The following is a 16,428-nucleotide window of genomic DNA, read 5'->3' as shown; positions in this document are numbered from 1 at the left end:
CATTCGGGGCGCCCGGGGATTGTTACGGGTATGACGCTTTTACCCCGTATGCGCCCGGCCGGCGAAGCACCTCCACCGGCGCTCGTCCGCATGCGGATCGTCGCCACCGGCCTGCTCGTGCTCATGGCCGCGACGTTCTTCGCCAGCCGCGCGCTCGTCCCCGTCCACCCGGCGTTCGGGTTCGTCCGCGCCTTTGCCGAGGCGGCGATGGTCGGCGGTCTGGCGGACTGGTTCGCGGTCACCGCGCTGTTCCGGCACCCGCTCGGCCTGCCGATCCCCCACACCGCGATCGTGCCGCGCAACAAGGACCGGATCGGCGATACGCTCGCGCAGTTCCTCCGCGCGAACTTCCTGATCCCGGTCGTCATCGCGCGGCGTACCCGTCGGCTCGACGTGGCGGGGGCGATCGCCCGCTGGCTCACCGATCCTCCGGAGGGGGCAGGGGGCCGCTTCCGGCAGGGCGCGTCGAAGCTGGTCGCGCAGATTCTCGAAGGGCTCGATCCGGCGCGGCTTGGCGGGATGGTCAAGGCCGGGATCGGTGCGCGCCTGCGGGAAACCGAAGTCTCGCCGATCCTGGGTCAGTTGCTCAAGGCGGCGATCGCCGAGCGCCGTCACGCGCCCCTGCTCGAAAGCGCGATCCGCTGGGCGGCCAAGACACTGGCGGCGAACGATCATCTCGTCCGCGCGATGGTTCACGACAAGGCAGGCTCGATCCTGCGCTGGACCGGTCTCGATACGACCGTCGCGGACAAGCTGATCAGCGGCTTCGACAAGCTGCTCGCCGAGATGGCCGAGGACACCGAGCATCCTTTGCGCCTGAAGGCGGAAGAGGGGCTCGATCGCCTCGCCTGGGATCTTCAATACGACCGCCGCATGCGCGAGCGGGTCGAGACGATGAAGAACGACCTGCTCGACAACCCGGCGATGCAGCGCTGGCTGGACGGCCTCTGGGAACAGGCGCGCGGTGCGCTCCTCGCAATCGCCCGCGATCCCGAGCGCGCGATGGCCGGCAAGCTCGGCGACATCCTGCGTCAGCTCGGCGAGACGCTGCAGCACGACCCGCGCATGTCGCGCACGATCAACCGCTTCGTGCGGCGCGCGGCAGTCGGCGCGGCGGCGGATTACGGCGACGGTATCGTCAAGCTGGTGTCCGAAACCGTGCGCAGCTGGGACGCGGACACGATCACCAGCCGCCTGGAAAACGCGGTCGGGCGGGACTTGCAGTATATCCGGGTGAACGGGACGATCGTTGGCGGTCTGGTTGGGCTGGTGATCCACAGCGTGGACGTGCTGCTGTAGGATCGCGGCGGGGGAGACGGTCCCGCCGCTCTCCCTCTCCCCCTCGGGGAGAGGGAAGGATGAGCCGTTAGGCGATGGGAGGGTGAGGGGTGGTTGGAACGGGTGTTCCGTGCCTCACGCCCCTCACCCTCCCACACGCAAGAGCGCGCGGGCCCCTCCCTCTCCCCGGAGGGGCGAGGGCAATATTGGGCGGTTTTGCACGACGATGCCGCCTCAGCGCCGTCCCGTGCGATCCTCGCGTCGCAATTGTCAGGAGCCCCCCGTGAGCTTCTCAGCCAAGCCCTACCGCTCCCAATCCGGCATAGGCCAGCCCTTCGCCGTCGCCAGCAACCGCAGCGGCCCATGCGCATTCACCGCGAACGGTTCGTCCGCCCAATTGAAGGTCGGCGCGTCCGATACATGGTCCGAATAGAAGCGGACATGCGCGTCCTCCCGCGCGATGCCCTCGCGGTCCATCCAGGCCTCGATCATCCGCAGTTTGGCCGGGCCGTAGCAATTCTCGCCTTCGATGCCGGCTAGCAGTACGCCGTCGCCGTCGCGCAGGCTTTCCGTCCCGATCACCGCGTCGAAGTCGAGCCGTCGCGCGATCGCCTCGACGTAGAAGCGGTAGGACGCGGTCGCCATTACGAGGCGGTAGCCGGCCGCGCGGTCTGCTTCGATCTGAGTCCGGGCGCTCGCAAAGACGCCGTCGCGCAGGACTCGGTCGGCAAAGGCGTCGGCTGCGCGCCGTTCGTCGGCGGCGGACATGCGCTTGCCCAGCAACATGCGCTGCATCACGTATTTCAGTCGTCCCCGGCTGATCAGCTTGCCGACATAGCCGAGCGCGGCGACCCCTGCGAACGGTACCAATGCCAGGCGCCACGGGGAACCACCCCGGCGCGCGGTGTGGAGCAGGAACGGCGTCCAGGTCGGCGCGTGCGTGATGGTCTTGTCCATGTCGTAGATCGCGATACGGACGGATGGGGTGGCGGGGGAAGCCGGTGAAGAAAGAGTCATCGTCGTGGCTTACGCCGCATTCATCTTGCCGATCCAGTCACTTTGCCGCAAAGGTGCCCCCGATGAGCGCGATGGCCGATTTCCAGCAGGACGGTGCCGATACCGGCACGCTTCGCTTTACCGGCGATCTGTCGCTCGCAAAGATCGGCAATCTGCCCGATCGGCTCGAGGCGATCGATGCGGCTTCGGTGAAGCGTGTCGACCTGAGTGGCGTCGACCGGATCGACACGATCGGCGCGTGGGTCGTCCACCGGTTCGCGGCGCGCAACGACGCGACGATCGAGGGGCTCGACGAGAACGACCAGGCGCTGTTCGACCAGGTCGTCGCGTCCGATCAGCCGATCGCCGCCAGGCCTGTAAAGGTCGGTGCGCTCTCCCGCGTGGTCGGCGAGATCGGCGATGCGGTCGTGCTGTCGGGCAAGACGATGCTCGGCCTGCTCGGGTTTCTCGGCGCGACGACGATCGCGTTCGGCAGCGTCATCCGCCACCCGCACCGCTTCCGGTTCAACGCCGTGGTCCAGCGGTTCGAGGTGGTCGGCGTGGCTGCGCTCGGCATCGTCGGGCTGATGAGCTTCCTGATCGGCATGGTCATCGCGCAGCAGGGCGCGGTTCAGCTCCGCCAATTCGGCGCAGAGGTGTTCACGATCAATCTGGTCGGCCGCCTGACTATCCGCGAGCTTGGCCTGCTGATGACCGCGATCATGGTCGCCGGCCGTTCGGGTTCGGCGTTCGCGGCGCAACTCGGGACGATGAAGCTCACCGAAGAGATCGACGCGATGCGGACGATCGGCGTCTCTCCGATGGAGGCGCTGGTGTTGCCCCGCGTGCTCGCCGCGATCGTGATGATGCCGCTGCTTGGCTTCTACGCGTCGATCATCGCGATCATCGGTGGCGGGCTGCTGTGCTGGGTCCAGTTGGGTATCCCGCCGGTGACGTTCATCGCGCGTATCCGCGAAGTCGTGCCGATCACCGATCTCTACATCTCGCTGATCAAGGCGCCCGTATTCGGCGCGATCATCGCGATCGCCGGCTGTTTCCAGGGCATGCAGGTCGAATCGGACGCCGAACAGGTCGGCCTGCGCACCACCTCCGCGGTCGTCCAGGGCATCTTCCTGGTGATCGTCCTCGACGCATTTTTCGCGGTGTTCTTCACCTGGCTGGGTTGGGATTGATGGCCCGCACGACGAACAACAAGACGGACGACTTCATCATCTCCGTGAAGGGGCTGAAGAACGCGTTCGGCGATTCGGTGGTGCACGAGGGGCTCGATCTCGACGTGCGGCGCGGCGAGATCCTCGGCGTGGTCGGCGGCTCGGGGACGGGAAAGTCGGTGTTGATGCGCTCGATCATCGGCCTCCAGACTCCGGTCGCGGGCGAGGTTACGGTCTTCGGCGAGCCCAATATCGGCCGTGAAGAAACCGAGGCGACCGAGATCCGCAAGCGCTGGGGCGTGCTGTTCCAGGGAGGTGCGCTGTTCTCGACGCTGACGGTGGCCGAGAACGTCGAAGTGCCGTTGCGTGAGTTCTATCCGGACTTGTCGCCGGCGCTGCTCGCGGAGATCGCATCGTACAAGGTGGTGATGACCGGCCTGCCCGCCGATGCCGCGAACAAGTTTCCGGCCGAGCTGTCGGGCGGCATGAAGAAGCGCGCCGGCCTCGCCCGTGCGCTGGCGCTCGATCCCGAACTGCTGTTCCTCGACGAGCCTACTGCCGGGCTCGATCCGATCGGTGCGGCGGCGTTCGACGGGCTGACCCAGTCGTTGCAGAAGACGCTCGGACTGACGGTGTTTCTGATCACGCACGACCTCGATACACTGTATGCGATCTGCGACCGGGTTGCGGTGCTGGCCGACAAGAAGGTCATCGCGGTCGGTACGATCGACGAGCTGATCGCACTCGATCACCCGTGGATCGAAGAGTATTTCAAGGGGCCACGCGGCCGTGCCGCGGTCGCGACTCAGGAGGCGCACGAGCGCGCCGACGAAGAAGCAGCCCGACACCCTACTGAAGTCCAGTCCAAGCAGTCCGCGCCGGACGACGCCGACGCGACATACGCCGAGAAAGAAGCAAGGACGCGCTGATGGAAACCCGTTCGAACCACGTCCTAGTCGGCGCCGTCGTGCTGATCCTGCTGGCCCTGCTGGCGCTGTTCACCGTGTGGATCGCGCGGATCGGCGGCAAGGAAGAGAAGGAATACGACATCTTCTTCCGGCAGTCGGTCGATGGGCTCGCGCGCGGCTCGGCCGTGGTGTTCTCGGGCGTGCCGTCGGGTCAGGTGAAGACGATTTCGCTGTGGAAGAACGATCCGCAGTTCGTTCGCGTCCGGATCAGCGTCAACGACGAAACGCCGGTGCTGCAGGGTACGACCGCGTCGATTTCGGGCGTTGGTTTCACGGGCGTCAGCCAGATTTCGCTCGATGGCGCACGTAAGGGCGCGCCGGCGATTGGCTGCCCGGAGACGAAGACGCCGACCGAGTGCCCGTACGGCGTGCCGGTGATCCCGACCAAGCTTGGTGGCCTGGGCGCGATCCTGAACTCGGCGCCGCAGTTGCTCGAGCGCTTGTCGACGTTGACCGAGCGCCTGACCGGCTTGCTGACCGATCGTAACCAGGCATCGATCGCGGGTATTCTCGAGAACACCAATCGTTTGACGGATGCACTCGCCGATCGTGGGCCCGAGATTGCCGCGACGCTCGCGCAGACGCGGGTTGCTATCCAGCAGGCGGGCGATGCCGCACAACAGTTCGGCGTACTGGCTCAGACGACCAACGGTGTCCTGTCCGAGGACGTGAAGCCGGCAATGGCGAACCTGAACAAGGCGATCGTGTCGGCGCAGACCAGCGCGGAGACGCTCAACGCCGCGATCGGCGACGCGCGGCCTGGCTTGCAGGCATTCTCCAAGACGACGATCCCCGAGGCCAACCGTCTGGTCCGGGACCTTCGGACGACTGCGGCAGCGCTGTCGTCGGTCGCCGAGAAGGTCGACCAGCAGGGTGCGAGTTCGCTGATCGGGCAGCAGAAGCTCCCGGATTACAAGGGTAAGTGAGGCACGCCATGAAGACACCGCTCATCCTGATCGCGATGCTGCCACTTGCCGGGTGCATCAGCTTCGGCGCGAAACCGCCCCCCACGCTGCTGACGTTGACGAGTGCATCGTCGGTGCCGGTCGGCCAGAACCAGGATTCAGCGACCGCGAAGTCGATCACGATCCAGGTCCCGGTCGTGCCGCAGTCGCTGGCGACCGCGCGCGTGCCGGTGCAGGCGACGCCGACCTCGATCGCGTACGTGACCGACGCGCAGTGGGCCGAGCCCCCGGCGCGGCTGTTCTCGCGGCTGGTGTCGGATACGGTTGCGGCGCGCACCGGGTTGGTGGTGTTGTCGACGGCGCAATCGGTCGGCGATCCGGGTGGGCTGCTCGGCGGCGAACTGCGGTCGTTCGGACTGGATGCGACGACTCGCGAGGCCGTGGTGACGTTCGATGCGTCGCTGACGCGCGTGGGCAAGACGACGGTCGAGAAGCATCGTTTCGAGGCACGCGTGCCGGTTTCGGCGATCGACGCACCGTCGGCTGCGGCTGGGATCAATCAGGCGGCGAATACCGTTGCGACGCAGGTGGCGGACTGGATCGGTCGGTGAACGCTGTCCTGGGTTGAGCGTTGACGCTTTCTGACGAGGAGAGCGACGATGCCACAGGGCGACAAGAGCGCGTATACCGACAAGCAGAAGCGCAAGGCCGCGCATATCGCGGACGGCTATGAGGAGCGCGGCGTTCCTGAGAAGGAAGCCGAGGCGCGGGCTTGGGCTAGCGTGAACAAGGATTCGGGCGGGGGCAACAAGTCCGGCTCGGGTCGCGGCAAGGCCGATACGCATGCGGCATCGCATGAGGGCGGGAAGCGGGCGGCGGGGCGTAGCGATGCTGCGAAGTCGGCGGCTGCGAAGAAGGGTTGGGAGACTCGGCGGAAGAATGCCGGGTAAAGCTGGAGGGCATCGTCCAAGCGATCCGTCATCCTGACGAAAGTCAGGATCCAGGGTTACTATAGCTGAGCTTTGTGGCTCTGGATCCTGACTTTCGTCAGGATGACGGAGCCAATCGGTAGACACGGCTTTTCAGCCGAAGCTGGCCAACGTCGCCTCCGCCTCGGCAAGATGCAGGCGTTCCACCATCTGACCGCCTAACCGGATCGCACCCTTGTCGGCATTCTCGGGCGCGGAAAAGGCGGCGACGATCGTGCGCGCCCAAGCCAACTCGTCTTCGCTCGGTCCGAAACCTTCGTTCGCGGCGTCGATCTGACTGGGGTGGATCAGCGTCTTTCCGTCGAAGCCGAGCATCGCGCCTTGCAAGCACTCGGCGGTGAAGCGGGCCGGGTCGTCGAGGGCGTTGCATACACCGTCTAGCGCCACGATGCCGGCGGCTCGGGCGGCCATGATCGTCGTGGTGAGCGCCGGGATCAGCGGCATGCGGTCGGCGCCGAGGCGGCAGCGCATCTCCTTGGCGAGGTCGTTGGTGCCGGCGACCAGCGCGGTGAGGCGCGTTTCGGCTGCCGCTGCGGAGAGGGCGGGGAAGGCCAGGATCGCGGCGCAGGTCTCGATCATTGCCCAGATTGGCGGGCCATCTTCGCCGAGCGATGCGCAGACTGCGATCAGGTCCGCGACCGACGACACCTTGGGGACGAGCACCGCGTCCACGCCTATTGAGCGGAGCGCGGTGATATCGTCGGCATACCAGGGGGTATCGAGGCCGTTGACCCGTACGACCAGTTCGCGCTCGCCGAACCCACCTTCGCGGACCGCCTTCACCACGCGGTCCCGCGCCGCGGCCTTTTCGTCCGGCGCGACGGCATCCTCGAGGTCGAGGATGACGACGTCGCAATCGAGTGTGCGCGCTTTCACGATCGCACGGGCGTTCGAGGCGGGCATGTAGAGCGCGCTGCGGCGGCGTCTGATCGTCATGCTATCGGCCGTCGCGGATCAGGTGATGACGTCGGGCGCGGTGCGGCCGGTGTGTGCCGCGATTCCCGCAATCGACTCCGCGGCGGCGACGATGCTGGCGAGCATCTCGCCGGTATCGCGGTCGAGATCGCCACCGACGGGTTCGTAGCGTTCGAGATACACGCGGAGTGTCGCGCCGGTGGTGCCGGTGCCCGATAGGCGGAACACCACGCGGCTGCCGCCTTCGAACAGGATGCGGACGCCCTGGTTGCGGCTGATCGAGCCGTCGGTCGGGTCGGTATAGGCGAACTCGTCCGCGGTCTCGACAGTGAGGTCGCCGAACTGCCGGCCGGGGAGGGTAGCAAGGCTCGCGCGCAAGGCCGCCATCAACGCGTCGGCGCGCGGCGTCTCGACGCCCTCGTAATCGTGGCGGGCGTAATAGTTGCGGCCGAACTTCGCCCAGTGATCGCGGGCGATCGTGTCGACGCTTTCACCGCGTACCGCGAGAATGTTGAGCCAAAGGAGCACCGCCCACAGGCCGTCCTTCTCGCGGACATGGTCGGAGCCGGTGCCCGCGCTCTCCTCGCCGCAGATCGTCGCCATGTCGGCGTCGAGCAGATTGCCGAAGAACTTCCAGCCGGTCGGTGTCTCGTAGGCGGGGATGCCGAGCGCTTGCGCGACGCGGTCGGCGGCGGCGCTGGTCGGCATCGAGCGGGCGATGCCCTTCAGGCCGCCTGCGTAGCCGGGCGCGAGGTGTGCGTTGGCGGCCAGCATCGCGAGGCTGTCCGAGGGGGTGACGAAGCGGTGCTTGCCGATGATGAGGTTGCGGTCGCCGTCGCCGTCCGATGCCGCGCCGAAATCGGGCGCGTCGGGCGCCATCATCGTCTCGTACAATGCGTGGGCGTGGACGAGGTTGGGGTCGGGGTGATGGCCGCCGAAATCGGGGAGCGGTTCGCCGTTGCGGACCGTGCCGGGCGCGAAGCCCAGGCGACGTTCGAGGATTTCCTTAGCGTATGGCCCAGTGACCGCGCTCATCGCGTCGAACGCCATCGTGAGCTTGGCCGCACGGATCGCGTCGAAATCGAACAGCGTTTCCATGAGGGCCGCGTAATCTTCGACGGGATCGACGATCTCGACGGGCATGTCGCCAACCGTGACTTCGCCGTCGCTGTCGAGATCGATGTCGTCGGCGTCGACGGTCAGCCAGCGGTCGATCTCGAGCGTCCGCGCGTTGATCGCGTCAGTGACGCCCTCGGGCGCGGGGCCGCCATTGGCGATGTTGTACTTGATCCCGAAATCTTCGTCGGGACCACCAGGGTTGTGGCTTGCCGAGAGGACGAGCCCGCCGATCGCGCCACGCTTGCGGATCATGTGGCTCGCGGCGGGCGTCGAGAGGATGCCACCGCGGCCGACGATCACGCGGCCGAAGCCGTTCGCCGCGGCCATGCGGATCGCGACCTGAATCACTTCGCGGTTGAGGAAGCGGCCGTCACCGCCGATGACCAGCGTCGCGCCTGCCTTGTCCTCCACGACGTCGAACACGCTCTGGACGAAATTCTCGGCATAATTGGCCTGCTGGAAGACCTTCACCTTCTTGCGCAGGCCCGACGTGCCGGGCTTCTGATCGGTGTAGGGCGTGGTCGAAACGGTGCGGATCATGCGGGCTCCAGGAGGCTCGAATAAAGGTTTGCGTAGCGGCGGCCGCTCTCGTCCCACGAGAAGTCCGCGCGCATTGCGTTGCGCTGCAACATGGCCCAGCGATCGGGGCGTGCATAGAGGGCGAGCGTTCGGCGCAGCGCGTGGCTGAGCGCTTCGGGCGTGACGCCGTCGTGCTGGATTCCGGTGGCGACGCCGGCTGCAATCGCGGCTTCGTTGGCGTCGATCACCGTATCGGCGAGACCGCCGGTGCGCGCGACGACGGGGATGCAGCCATAGGCGAGCCCGTAGAGCTGCGTCAGGCCGCAGGGTTCGAACCGCGACGGGATCAGGATCGCGTCGGCGCCGCCTTGGAGCAGGTGCGAGACGGGTTCGTCATAGCCGATGCGGACGCCGATCCTGCCGGGGTGGCGTTCGGCGGCGTCCAGGAACGCGCGCTCGAGGTCCGTGTCGCCTGAGCCGAGCAATGCGAGCCGGCCGCCTAGTGCGACCAGTTCGTCGAGCGCGCCGGCGAGCACGTCCATGCCCTTTTGCCCGGTGAGGCGGCTGACGACGGTGAAGAGCGGACCGTCTTCGGTATCGAGCCCGAACAATGTCTCAATCGCGCGCTTGTTGGTGCGTCGGCGGGCGAGCGTGCGCGCGGTGTAGCGGGCGGGGAGCGCCGCGTCGGTTTCGGGGTTCCAGACGGCGGGGTCGATGCCGTTGACGATACCCGTCACGCGGTTCGCGCGATCGTTGATCAGGCCTTCGAGACCCATGCCGAACTCCGCGCGGCGGATTTCGGCGGCGTAGGTCGGGCTGACGGTGGTGATCGCGTCGGCGGCTTCGAGACCGGCCTTGAGGTAGCCGACACCGCCATAATATTCGACGCCGTCGAGCGCGAAGGCGATGTCGGGCAGCGCGAGGTCGGCGAAGATGTCGTAGCCGTAGCGCCCCTGGAACGCGATGTTGTGGATCGTCACGACGGTTTTGGCGGCGTTGGCAGGACCGGGGGCGTAGCGGAGATAGGCCGGGGCCATCGCCGCCTGCCAGTCGTGCGCGTGGAGGATGTCGAACGCGTAACCGGGGACGGTGCCCGAGGCGAGATCGGCGGCGGCGCGGCTGAACGCGGCGAAACGGCGCCAGTTGTCGGGCCAGTCCGCACCGGTCGCGTCGCCGTAAGGGCCGCCGCCTCGGGCGAAAAGGGCAGGGGCGTCGAGGACGAGGAGCGGGTGGTCGCCGATCTTGGTCTTGAGGATACGGGCTTCGGTGCCGAGCAGGTCGGTATAGCGGTGGACGACTTTCGCGCGCTTGGTGACGGCGGCGAGCGCGGGGTAGCCGGGGAGAAAGGTGGTCAGGGCGACGTTGTGCGGCGCCAGCGCAGCCGGAAGCGCGCCGACGACGTCTGCGAGACCGCCAGTTTTTATGAGGGGATAGGCTTCGGAAGCTACCGAGAGGACGCGCATCATCGAGGCGCTCCGGTTGGTATGAGGCGGCTGCACCCCTCCCTGAAAGGGAGGGGCTGGGGGTGGGTCGGCATCGGGCGGGCGAACCGGTGGCCAATAGGCTGACCCACCCCCAACCCCTCCCTTCCAGGGAGGGGAGCAGGTCTCGGCAAGTTGCTCACGCGATCAGCCGGTCGATCATGGACTTCGTTACCAGCGTCACACCGCTGTCGGTACGGCGAAAGCGTTGAGCGTCCGCCTCCGCATCCTCGCCTACGATAAGGCCGTCGGGAATCTCCACGCCGCGATCGACCACCACCTTTGACAGACGCGCACCGCGGCCGATCACGCAGTGGGGCAGGATTACGGCTTGATCCAGCATCGAATAGCTATGCGCTCGCGTACCGGTGAAGATCAGGCTCCGGTGGATCGACGAGCCCGAGATAATGCAATCGCCCGACACGAGCGACGACACTGCCTCTCCGCGGCGGCCGTCGTCGGCGTGGACGAATTTTGCCGGCGGCGTGACCTCCGAATAAGTCCAGAGCGGCCAGCTACGGTCATAGAGGTCGAGCTTCGGCACGGGGTCAGTGAGGTCGATATTGGCCTCCCAATAGGCATCTACCGTGCCGACGTCGCGCCAATAGGCCTCGACCTCCAGCCCGGAACGGACGCAGCTATCGGAGAAACGGTGCGCGACCGCCTTGCCGTTCTTGACGAGGTACGGAATGATGTCCTTGCCGAAATCGCGCGCGGAACCGGGTGTCGCGGCGTCGCGGCGCAATTCTTCGAACAGCAGCTTGGTCGTGAAGACGTAGATCCCCATCGATGCCAGCGCGATGTCCGGATTGCCGGGTACGGCGGGCGGATCGGCGGGTTTCTCGACGAAATCGGTCACGTTGTCATGCTCATCGACCGCCATCACGCCGAACGCGACCGCCTCCATCCGCGGCACTTCGAGGCAGGCGATGGTGACGTCCGCGCCGGTCTCGCAATGCTGCTGAAGGATCAGCTCGTAATCCATCTTGTAGATGTGATCGCCGGCCAGAATGACCATGTATTCGGGCGCGTGGCTCTCGATGATGTCGATGTTCTGGTAGACCGCGTCGGCGGTGCCTTCATACCATTGGAACTCGCTGATCCGCTGTGACGCGGGCAGGATGTCGAAGCTCTCGTTGCGCTCCGAGCGGAGGAAGTTCCACCCGCTCTGGAGGTGGCGGATCAGCGAATGCGCCTTGTACTGCGTCGCGACCCCGATCCGGCGAATGCCCGAGTTGATCGCGTTCGACAGCGCGAAGTCGATGATGCGCGCCTTGCCGCCGAAATACACCGCGGGTTTCGCGCGCGTATCGGTCAGCTCCATCAGGCGACTGCCGCGGCCGCCGGCCAGCACATACGCCATCGCGTCGCGCGCCAATGGCTGTCCCCGCCGTTCCACCATGTCGTCTCTCCCGCCTTCGTTACCAGTTCGTTAGTACAACGCCTCGTGACCCCGAACCGGTTCCGGTCCTATTGGTCGAGCTTATTCCTCGAACTCCAGCATGATCGTCGCGAGCGGGGGCAAGGTGACCCAAGCCGCGCCATCCTTGGCGACGACGCCGCCGAGATTGCCGAGGCCGCTGCCCCAATATTCATGCGCGTCGCTGTTGATGATCTCGCACCAGCGGCCGTCGAGCGGCAGCGGTATGCGGTAGGGGGCTCGCGCAATCGGCGTCATGTTGGCGATGATCGCGACCGGCTTTGCGCCCGGGGCCTTGCGCAGCCACGCGAATACCGAGTTGGCAGCATCGTCGGCTATCAGCCATTCGAAGCCTTCGCCCTCGCAATCGCGCGCATGCAGCGCCGGCTTCTCGCGGTAGACGGTGTTAAGGTCGCGGACGAGGTTGCGGACGCCCTCATGGCTGCGACTGTTGCGCAGGCACCAGTCGAGCGCGCGCGCTTCCGACCATTCGCGGCGTTGCGCGAATTCCTGCCCCATGAAGAGCAGTTTCTTGCCCGGATAGCCCCACATGAACGCGTAATAGGCGCGCAGATTGGCGAATTGCTGCCAGTCGTCGCCGGGCATCTTGGTCAGCAGCGAACCCTTGCCGTGGACGACCTCGTCATGGCTGAGCGGCAGGACGAAATTCTCGCTGAACGCGTAGACGAGGCCGAAATTGATCTCGCCGTGGTGGTGCTTCCGGTGCAGCGGATCGCGCGCCATGTACTGGAGCGTGTCGTGCATGAAGCCCATGTTCCACTTGAACCCGAAGCCTAAGCCGCCGCTCTTGCCGTCGTCGCTGACGGGCGCCGACACGCCCGGCCACGACGTCGATTCCTCGGCGATCGTGAAGACGCCGGGGTGTTGGCCATAGATCTCGCGGTTCATGTCGCGGAGGAACGCGACGGCTTCCCAATTCTCGCGACCGCCTTGCTCGTTGGGGATCCATTCGCCGGCCTTGCGCGAATAATCGCGGTATAGCATCGAAGCGACCGCATCCACGCGGAGGCCGTCGATGTGATAGCGCTCGGCCCAGAACAGTGCGTTGTTGACGAGAAACGACGCAACTTCGCGCCGCCCGAAATTGTAGATCGCGGTGTTCCAGTCGGGGTGGAAGCCGAGCCGTGGGTCCTCGTGTTCGTACAGCGCGGTGCCGTCGAAATGCGCCAGCCCGAACGCGTCGGTCGGGAAATGCGCGGGCACCCAGTCGAGCAGCACGCCGATCCCGGCGAGATGCGCGCCGTCGACGAACCGCGCGAACCCTTCGACGTCGCCGAACCGCGCGGAGGGCGCGTAGAGGCCGGTGGTCTGGTAGCCCCAACTCGGGTCGTACGGGTGTTCGCTGATCGGCAGGAATTCGATGTGCGTGAAGCCCATCTCGACGACGTACGGGATCAGACGGTCGGCAAGCGCGTCCCAGGTGAGGAACCAGTCGTTCTCGTCACGGTCCCATGAACCGGCGTGGACTTCGTAGATGCTGATCGGCACGCGGCGGGGATCGACCGAGGACCAGTGCTTGCGGTGATCGGTGTCGGCCCAGTCATGCGCTAGCTTGCGCGTGATCGAGGCGTTGGCGGGGCGGAGTTCGGACGCAAACGCGAACGGGTCGGCCTTGAGCGGTTGAAGCTGGCCATCGGGGCCGACGATCTCGAACTTGTACGCGCGATATTCGGCGATGTCGGGGATGAAGATCTCCCACACGCCGACGTCGCCGCGCTTGCGCATCGCGTGGCGGCGGCCGTCCCAGTCGTTGAAGTCGCCGACCACCGACACGCGTTGCGCGTTGGGCGCCCAGAGCGCGAAATGGACGCCGTGCGCGCCTTCGTGCTCGATCAGGTGCGCGCCCATCTTGTCGTGGAGACGTCGGTGCGTGCCCTCGGCCATCAGCAGGTCGTCGATCGGGCCGAGGACGGGGCCGAAGCTGTAGGGGTCGGTGACCCACCACGACGTGTCGCCTGCCTCGGCGTGATATTTCACGGGCTGCGGATCGCCCTCAATGGGCCCCTCGAACAGGCCACGATCGTCCATGCGGGGCAGGGTGCCGAGTGCAGTGCCGTCGAGTGCGTGCGCCTCCGCCTTGTCCGCGCCGGGCAGCCAGACGCGCGCGAACACGCCGGTCGGCCCGTTGTGGACGCCGAGCAACGAGAAGGGATCGTCGTGACGCCCTTCGAGGAGGGCAACAATGGCGCCTTCGGGTGGCTTCACATCACCGTCCAGATTTCGCGCGCATATTCGCGGATCGTGCGGTCGGACGAGAACCAGCCGACGCGCGCCACGTTGCGCACGGTCGAGGCGACCCACGCGTCGCGGTCGTTCCAGCGCGTGTCGACCGCACGTTGGGCGGTGGCATAGCTGTCGAAATCGGCGGCGAGCATGAACCAGTCTCCCTCGTACAGCCCAACCATCAGCCCGGCATAGCGCGTCTTGTCGTCGGGCGAGAACACGCCGGACGCGATCGCCGACACCGCCTGGCGCAGTTCGTTCGAGCCGTCGATCACGCTGCGCGGATCATAGCCGTTGGCGCGCTTCGCCTCGACCTCGTCCGCAGTCATGCCGAAGATGAAGATGTTGTCGTCGCCGACGCGATCCTTGATCTCAATGTTCGCCCCGTCGAGCGTGCCGATCGTCAGCGCGCCGTTCATCGCGAACTTCATGTTGCCGGTGCCCGACGCCTCGAGTCCGGCGGTCGAGATCTGTTCGCTGAGATCGGCGGCGGGAATGATCTTCTCCGCCAGCGACACGTTGTAATTGGGCAGGAACGCGACCTTGAGCAGGCCACCGACCGACGGATCGGCGTTGATCCGGCGCGCGACGTCGTTCGCCAGTTTGATGACGAGTTTCGCGTTGTGATAGCTCGACGCCGCCTTCCCTGCGAACAGCTTCACGCGAGGCGTCCAGTCGCGTTCGGGATGGCTGCGGATCTGGTCATAGAGCGCGACCGTCTCGATGATGTTGAGCAGCTGGCGCTTATATTCGTGGATGCGCTTGATCTGCACGTCGAACATCGCGTCCGGATCGACGCGGAGCCCCATGCTCTCCTTGATGTGATTTGCCAGTGCCACCTTGTTCGAACGCTTCACCCCCGCAAAGCGCTCCCTGAAACCGGAATCCTCGGCGAAAACATCCAGATCGACGAGCTTTTCGGCATCGTCGAGGAAGCCGTCGCCGATCGCATCGCGGATCAGCGCGGTCAGGCCGGGGTTGCACTGCTGGAGCCAGCGGCGCGGGGTGATGCCGTTGGTCTTGTTGTTGATTCGCGTCGGATACAGCTTGTGGAGATCGGCGAAGACCGTCTTCTTCATCAGCTGCGTATGCAGCGCGGCGACGCCGTTGACGCTGTGCGAGCCGGCAAAGGCGAGGTTCGCCATCCGCACGCGCCGCTCCCCACCTTCGTCGATCAGGCTGATCGCGGATATCGCGCGGTCGTCGATACCTTCGACACCGCGCGCTTCCCGCAACAACTTGGCGTTGATCGCATAGACGATCTGCATGTGCCGCGGCAGCAGGCGCTCGAACAGCGGCAATGGCCAACTCTCCAGCGCCTCGGGCAGCAGCGTGTGGTTGGTGTAGCCGAAGGTCGCGCGCGTGATCTTCCACGCTTCGTCGAACGCGAATTCGTGATGGTCGATCAGGAGCCGCATCAGTTCCGCGACCGACACCGCGGGGTGCGTGTCGTTGAGCTGGATCGCAGCCTTGTCGGGCAAGGTGCGGATGTCGCCGAAATACTGGACGTGGCGGCGGACGATGTCCTGGATCGACGCGGAGGAGAAGAAGTACTCCTGGCGCAGGCGGAGTTCCTGCCCGGCGGCGGTGGAGTCGTTGGGGTAGAGGACACGGGTCAGCGTTTCGGCGCGCGTCTGATCGGCGAGGGCGCCCGAGAAATCGCCCGCGTTGAACCGGTCGAGCTTGATCGGATCGAACGCCCGGGCGGTCCAGAGGCGGAGCGTGTTGACGTGCTTGCCGCGCCAGCCGACCACGGGCGTATCGACGGCGGTGGCCTCGACCGCCTCGGACGGACTCCAATGGATCTGGCCGCTGTCGGATGCCGTCACTTCGCCGCCGAAGCTGACGAAATAGGCACTCTCGCGACGTTCGAACTCCCAGGGGTTACCGTGCGCGAGCCAGTTCTCGGGCATCTCGACCTGCCAGCCATCGTCGATCCGCTGGCGGAACATGCCGTTCACGTAGCGGATGCCGTAGCCGTATGCGGGCAGCTCGAGGCTCGCCATGCTCTCCATGAAACACGCCGCCAGCCGCCCCAGACCGCCATTCCCGAGCGCTGCATCGGGCTCGATTTCCTCCAGCTCGGCAAGGTCGACGCCGTGCAGCGCGAGCGCGCGCGTGACTTCGTCGTTGCGCTGCAGATTGGTCACCGCGTCGCGCAGCAACCGGCCGATCAGGAATTCGAGGCTGAGATAATAGACGCGCTTGGCACCCGCCGCATGTGCCGTCTTGGTCGATGCCATCCAGCGCTCGACGATATCGTTGCGGACCGTCAGGATCGTCGCGGCCAGCCAGTCGTGCGGCCGCGCGGCCTGCGCATCCTTGCCAATGCGGTGGACGAGCGTGTCGAGGATCGAGTCGGCGAGATCTTGGGCGGGCTGCTGTACGGCGGTGTCTGAGGTCACGCGGCTTCCGAAATCGT

At 66.2% G+C, this 16,428-nt stretch carries 13 protein-coding genes; 6 read left to right on the top strand and 7 right to left on the bottom strand.

The window, feature by feature from the left end; genetic code table 11:
- Nucleotides 1-30: 30 nt before the first annotated feature.
- Nucleotides 31-1,299, top strand: a complete 1,269-nt coding sequence (locus tag QFZ54_RS11005) for a DUF445 domain-containing protein (RefSeq protein ID WP_307087038.1) — start codon at nucleotides 31-33, stop codon at nucleotides 1,297-1,299.
- 282 nt (nucleotides 1,300-1,581) lie between these two features.
- Here the strand turns inward: QFZ54_RS11005 and QFZ54_RS11000 are convergent, their stop codons facing one another.
- Nucleotides 1,582-2,295, bottom strand: a complete 714-nt coding sequence (locus QFZ54_RS11000; protein ID WP_307087037.1) for an HAD family hydrolase — start codon at nucleotides 2,293-2,295, stop codon at nucleotides 1,582-1,584.
- Nucleotides 2,296-2,357: 62 nt separating this feature from the next.
- On the opposite strand from QFZ54_RS11000, the gene QFZ54_RS10995 reads away from it, so the two are divergent.
- From QFZ54_RS10995 to QFZ54_RS10975, 5 genes are read left to right on the top strand one after another with little or no spacing between them, the layout of a single operon-like run.
- The gene (locus QFZ54_RS10995) at nucleotides 2,358-3,467 is read left to right on the top strand and encodes an ABC transporter permease (protein WP_307087036.1); all 1,110 of its coding nucleotides are present in this window, start codon (nucleotides 2,358-2,360) and stop codon (nucleotides 3,465-3,467) included.
- A complete protein-coding gene (locus QFZ54_RS10990; protein WP_307087035.1) occupies nucleotides 3,467-4,375 on the top strand; it encodes an ABC transporter ATP-binding protein in 909 nt (302 codons plus the stop codon). The genes QFZ54_RS10995 and QFZ54_RS10990 overlap by 1 nt, the downstream gene beginning before the upstream one ends.
- On the top strand, nucleotides 4,375-5,340 hold the full coding sequence (locus QFZ54_RS10985) for an MlaD family protein (RefSeq protein ID WP_307087034.1): 966 nt from the start codon (nucleotides 4,375-4,377) through the stop codon (nucleotides 5,338-5,340). Before QFZ54_RS10990 ends, QFZ54_RS10985 begins: the two co-directional genes overlap by 1 nt.
- 8 nt (nucleotides 5,341-5,348) lie before the next feature.
- On the top strand, nucleotides 5,349-5,930 hold the full coding sequence (locus QFZ54_RS10980; protein WP_307087033.1) for an ABC-type transport auxiliary lipoprotein family protein: 582 nt from the start codon (nucleotides 5,349-5,351) through the stop codon (nucleotides 5,928-5,930).
- 48 nt (nucleotides 5,931-5,978) lie between these two features.
- Nucleotides 5,979-6,269, top strand: a complete 291-nt coding sequence (locus QFZ54_RS10975; RefSeq protein WP_307087032.1) for a plasmid stabilization protein — start codon at nucleotides 5,979-5,981, stop codon at nucleotides 6,267-6,269.
- A 132-nt stretch (nucleotides 6,270-6,401) separates the two neighbouring features.
- Here the strand turns inward: QFZ54_RS10975 and QFZ54_RS10970 are convergent, their stop codons facing one another.
- From QFZ54_RS10970 to QFZ54_RS10945, 6 genes are all read right to left on the bottom strand, one after another.
- The gene (locus tag QFZ54_RS10970; RefSeq protein WP_307087031.1) at nucleotides 6,402-7,244 is read right to left on the bottom strand and encodes an HpcH/HpaI aldolase/citrate lyase family protein; all 843 of its coding nucleotides are present in this window, start codon (nucleotides 7,242-7,244) and stop codon (nucleotides 6,402-6,404) included.
- 18 nt (nucleotides 7,245-7,262) lie between these two features.
- Nucleotides 7,263-8,882: an alpha-D-glucose phosphate-specific phosphoglucomutase gene (locus tag QFZ54_RS10965; RefSeq protein WP_307087030.1), complete on the bottom strand. Its 1,620-nt coding sequence runs from the start codon at nucleotides 8,880-8,882 to the stop codon at nucleotides 7,263-7,265.
- Nucleotides 8,879-10,327 (bottom strand): glycogen synthase GlgA, encoded by a 1,449-nt coding sequence (gene glgA, locus QFZ54_RS10960; RefSeq protein WP_307087029.1) that lies wholly within the window; start codon nucleotides 10,325-10,327, stop codon nucleotides 8,879-8,881. Before glgA ends, QFZ54_RS10965 begins: the two co-directional genes overlap by 4 nt.
- A gap of 154 nt (nucleotides 10,328-10,481) precedes the next feature.
- The gene (glgC, locus tag QFZ54_RS10955) at nucleotides 10,482-11,741 is read right to left on the bottom strand and encodes a glucose-1-phosphate adenylyltransferase (RefSeq protein ID WP_373458595.1); all 1,260 of its coding nucleotides are present in this window, start codon (nucleotides 11,739-11,741) and stop codon (nucleotides 10,482-10,484) included.
- Between the two features lie 84 nt (nucleotides 11,742-11,825).
- A complete protein-coding gene (gene glgB, locus QFZ54_RS10950) occupies nucleotides 11,826-13,988 on the bottom strand; it encodes a 1,4-alpha-glucan branching protein GlgB (protein ID WP_307087027.1) in 2,163 nt (720 codons plus the stop codon).
- Nucleotides 13,985-16,411 carry a glycogen/starch/alpha-glucan phosphorylase gene (locus QFZ54_RS10945; RefSeq protein WP_307087026.1) on the bottom strand — a complete coding sequence of 809 codons (2,427 nt, stop codon included), beginning with the start codon at nucleotides 16,409-16,411 and terminating at the stop codon, nucleotides 13,985-13,987. Before QFZ54_RS10945 ends, glgB begins: the two co-directional genes overlap by 4 nt.
- Nucleotides 16,412-16,428: the final 17 nt, after the last annotated feature.

Origin of the sequence: Sphingomonas faeni (assembly GCF_030817315.1) — a bacterium.
Taxonomy (GTDB): Bacteria; Pseudomonadota; Alphaproteobacteria; order Sphingomonadales; family Sphingomonadaceae; genus Sphingomonas; species Sphingomonas faeni_C.
The sequence above is the reverse complement of the archived record's forward strand: the minus strand, read 5'-3'. Positions and strand labels throughout refer to the sequence as shown.